4 protein-coding genes are annotated in these 4,272 nt (G+C 46.8%); all 4 read right to left on the minus strand.

Going from position 1 to position 4,272, the window contains the following annotated elements; translation table 11 throughout:
• A partial coding sequence (locus CAG68_RS00015) for a ParB/RepB/Spo0J family partition protein (RefSeq protein WP_161440621.1) occupies positions 1-842 on the minus strand: 842 nt, incomplete at its 3' end.
• Between the two features lie 24 nt (positions 843-866).
• Positions 867-1,640, minus strand: coding sequence for a ParA family protein (locus tag CAG68_RS00020; protein ID WP_005383838.1), 774 nt, complete (start codon positions 1,638-1,640; stop codon positions 867-869).
• Positions 1,641-1,650: 10 nt separating this feature from the next.
• The gene (gene rsmG, locus CAG68_RS00025; protein WP_005378902.1) at positions 1,651-2,286 is read right to left on the minus strand and encodes a 16S rRNA (guanine(527)-N(7))-methyltransferase RsmG; all 636 of its coding nucleotides are present in this window, start codon (positions 2,284-2,286) and stop codon (positions 1,651-1,653) included.
• Complete coding sequence (mnmG, locus tag CAG68_RS00030; protein ID WP_161440622.1) at positions 2,286-4,181, minus strand: tRNA uridine-5-carboxymethylaminomethyl(34) synthesis enzyme MnmG; 1,896 nt, start codon at positions 4,179-4,181, stop codon at positions 2,286-2,288. The genes rsmG and mnmG overlap by 1 nt, the downstream gene beginning before the upstream one ends.
• Positions 4,182-4,272: the final 91 nt, after the last annotated feature.

Raw genomic sequence — 4,272 nt, forward strand, 5'->3', positions numbered from 1 at the left:
GGCTCATCAAGACTTATCGTCAATTTCGCTTTTCCGTTTGCAGAACGGGTAAGAGAAACTTTTGCATCAAGCAGCTGACTCAATTTATGCGACATTTGCTCGGCTTCGGTATCCTCTTGTTGCCCTTTTTGCTCATTTTGTGGGGCTAAGCACTTTTTTACTAACTGTTCGGTTTGGCGAACAGTCATTTGCTTCTTAGCCACTTGTTGAGCTACTTCGACTTGCTGTTCGCCTTCTAACGCTAACAGAGCTCGAGCATGACCCATTTCCAATTTTTTATCTGCAACCAGACCTTTTACATCAACTTCCAACTGATTCAGACGTAATAGGTTACTGACCGTCGTTCTTGATTTACCAATCACATCGGCCACTTGCTGATGTGTCAGCGTGAATTCATCTTGTAGACGCTCAAGCGCTTGGGCTTCCTCAATCACATTCAAGTCTTCACGTTGAATGTTTTCAATCAACGCCATGGCGATGGCGGCACGATCTTCAACTTTTTTCACCAAACACGGCACGCGTTTTAAACCCGCCTGCCTTGCAGCACGCCAGCGGCGCTCACCTGCGATGATCTCAAACTGACCATTTTCGACCTGGCGAACCACGATTGGTTGAATAATGCCTTGTGATTGAATCGAAGCCGCTAGTTCTTCTAGCGCTTCAGGCGCCATATCTTTACGCGGTTGGTATACGCCCGGCTGCAATTGACCAATCGCTAAATCGGTTAACTCACCGTCTGCCGATAATTCTTGGCTATGCGATGCAATATGCTGTTTTTCACGAGCAAACGAACTGGTCGACAATAACGCATCCAGTCCTTTTCCGAGACCACGCTTAGACATGGGATTGAATTCCTTAGGTTAGAGTTAAACTGGGATTTCTTCGCGGCGGAGCATTTCGCCCGCTAGAGCAAGATACGCTTTGGCACCTGCGGAGTACTTATCGTAGTACATTGCTGGCTTACCGTGACTTGGTGCTTCAGCCAAACGAACATTACGCGGAATGACAGTACGGTAAACTTTATTCCCAAAGTGTTTTTTAAGTTGATCGGATACTTCATTCGATAAGCGGTTGCGTGGGTCGTACATGGTACGCAATAAACCTTCGATTTTGAGGTTTTCATTCACAACAGCCGCTAACTTGCTGATTGTATCCATAAGAGCAGTTAAACCTTCTAACGCAAAGTATTCACATTGCATCGGCACCAGCACAGAGTCAGCTGCCGCCATCGCATTGATTGTAAGAAGGTTTAGAGAAGGAGGACAATCAATAAAGATGAAATCATAGTTATCGCGAACTGACGACAATGCATTTTTTAGACGCACTTCACGAGCGAAAACTTCCATCAATTTGATTTCTGCCGCGGTTACGTCTCCGTTCGCCGCGATCAAATCATACTTCCCTGTTGTTTGGGTACAAACGACTTGATCGAACGGTGTATCTTCGACCAAAAGATCGTATGCGGTGGCGTCGACCATATACTTATCCACGCCACTGGCCATCGTAGCATTACCTTGCGGGTCGAGATCGATCACCAAAACCTTGCGCTTTGTTGCCGCCATCGAAGCCGCTAAGTTAATGCACGTTGTTGTTTTGCCGACCCCACCTTTCTGGTTGGCGATTGCTACAATTTTACCCACGATTACCTCGCTAATTTTCCTTGCGCGATAAGATTACTAGATGACGATCACCTTCCAACTCAGGAACAGCCAAAGATATGATCTCTGTCACACTGCACCATTCAGGAAGCTGATCCATTTCATCTTTAGGGTGCTGTCCTTTCAGCGCTAGAAACACCCCGTGCTCTTGTTTCGGCAAATGGTGGCACCATTCCACCATGTCTGTCATTGAAGCAAAAGCTCGACTCAAAACGCCATCAAATTTTTCTTCAGGCTGGAATTCTTCGACGCGACTTTGAATTGGTGTCACGTTTTTCAGCCCTAATGTGTGCACAACTTGCTTGATAAAACGGATGCGTTTGCCAAGACTGTCGAGCAAAAAGAAGGTTTTCTCAGGGTTCATGATTGCCAAAGGGATGCCCGGTAACCCCGGACCAGTACCAACATCAATGAAGCGCTCACCGGGCAGGTGTGCGCTTACAACGATACTATCAAGAATATGTTTCACTAACATATCAAGCGGATCACGTACCGATGTTAAATTGTATGCTTTGTTCCATTTGTCGAGCAGTTCGACATAACCAACTAACTGCTCTCGTTGCTGTTCTGACACTTCCAAATCGGTTTTCGCGATCAGTGAATCCAGCTTTGTTCGCAATGCGCTCATTATTCTTCCTCACCTTTCTTCAGCAAACCATGCTTTTTCAAGTGAACAAGTAGAATAGAAATTGCAGCAGGCGTAATACCAGAAATGCGTGATGCAATACCGATGCTCTCTGGTTTGGCCTCGCTCAGTTTAGCAACGACTTCGTTTGATAAACCTTTTACATCGCGGTAATCCAAATCAGCAGGTAACTTGGTATTTTCGTGACGCAGTGATTTTTCGATCTCTTCCTGCTGACGCTTGATGTAACCATCGTATTTCACTTGAATTTCAACTTGCTCAGCCGCTTGCTGATCTTCAAGAGCAGGAGCAAACGCTTCAAGTTGCGTCAGTTGCGAATAAGTGATCTCTGGACGACGCAGAAGATCCTCACCACTCGCTTCACGGGCCATTGGGGTTTTCAGCAGCTTGTTCAACTCATCAACACCCTTTGACTTCGGATTCATCCACGTTGCTTTCAAACGCTGACGCTCCGTTTCCATATTGTTGATTTTCTCGTTAAAGCGAGCCCAACGAACATCATCAATCAAGCCTAGCTCGCGCGCTTTTTCCGTTAAACGTAAATCGGCGTTATCTTCACGAAGTAGCAGGCGGTATTCCGCACGAGAAGTGAACATGCGGTACGGCTCTTTGGTACCCATGGTCGATAAGTCATCAATCAACACGCCCATGTAAGCTTGGTCACGACGTGGGCTCCAGCCTTCTTTGTCTTGGCTAAACAAGCTTGCGTTTAGGCCCGCCATCAAGCCTTGCGCTGCGGCTTCTTCGTAGCCAGTCGTACCATTAATCTGGCCAGCAAAGAACAAACCATGGATGAACTTCGTCTCGTACGTTTGCTTCAAATCACGTGGATCGAAGAAATCGTATTCAATCGCATAACCTGGGCGAACGATGTGTGCATTTTCAAACCCTTTCATTGAGCGCACGATTTGTACTTGCACATCAAATGGCAAGCTGGTCGAGATACCATTAGGGTATAACTCGTGCGTGGTTAGGCCTTCTGGCTCAATAAAGATTTGGTGGCTGTTTTTGTCAGCGAAACGCATCACTTTGTCTTCAATAGACGGACAGTAACGCGGACCAATACCTTCAATCACACCTGCGTACATTGGACTGCGATCCAAGTTACTACGGATCACATCGTGAGTTTGTTCATTGGTGTGGGTGATGAAACATGGAATCTGACGCGGATGCTGTTCACGTTTGCCCATGAACGAGAATACAGGCGTTGGGTTATCACCGTGCTGAGCTTCTAGCACTGAAAAATCAACAGTACGAGCATCAATGCGCGGTGGAGTACCTGTTTTTAAACGATCCACACGGAACGGCAGTTCACGCAGTCGATCCGCTAATGCGATCGATGGTGGATCCCCGGCACGACCACCAGACGAGCTTTCCATACCTATGTGGATCTTACCACCAAGGAAGGTACCCACGGTTAGCACAACGGCTTTCGCATGGAAGCGAAGTCCCATTTGAGTTACCACACCAACTGCGCGATCTTGTTCAACAATCAGATCATCAACTGATTGCTGGAACAACGTTAAGTTAGGCGCATTTTCTAATGCATTACGAACGTACGCTTTGTACAGAGCGCGATCGGCTTGAGCTCGAGTTGCTCGTACTGCAGGACCTTTGGAGGCATTTAGTGTACGAAACTGAATACCTGCATGGTCGATGGCTTCTGCCATCAAACCGCCCATAGCATCTACTTCTTTTACTAAGTGACCTTTACCAATACCACCGATCGCCGGATTACAAGACATCTGGCCTAATGTATCGATGTTATGGGTAAGGAGAAGCGTTTTTTGTCCTGTGCGTGCAGATGCGAGCGCGGCTTCCGTTCCTGCGTGTCCGCCACCGACAACAATGACGTCAAAGTTTTCGTGATAAAGCATGAACTGACCTCAGGTATTCAAAGGGATTTAATGGACAGATAAAGGAGCCGTATTTTACCTGCTTTATGCCAGAGAGAAAAACGTTTTCTCG

Source organism: Vibrio sp. V42_P2S4T144 (genome assembly GCF_009904715.1).
Taxonomy (GTDB): domain Bacteria; phylum Pseudomonadota; class Gammaproteobacteria; order Enterobacterales; family Vibrionaceae; genus Vibrio; species Vibrio alginolyticus.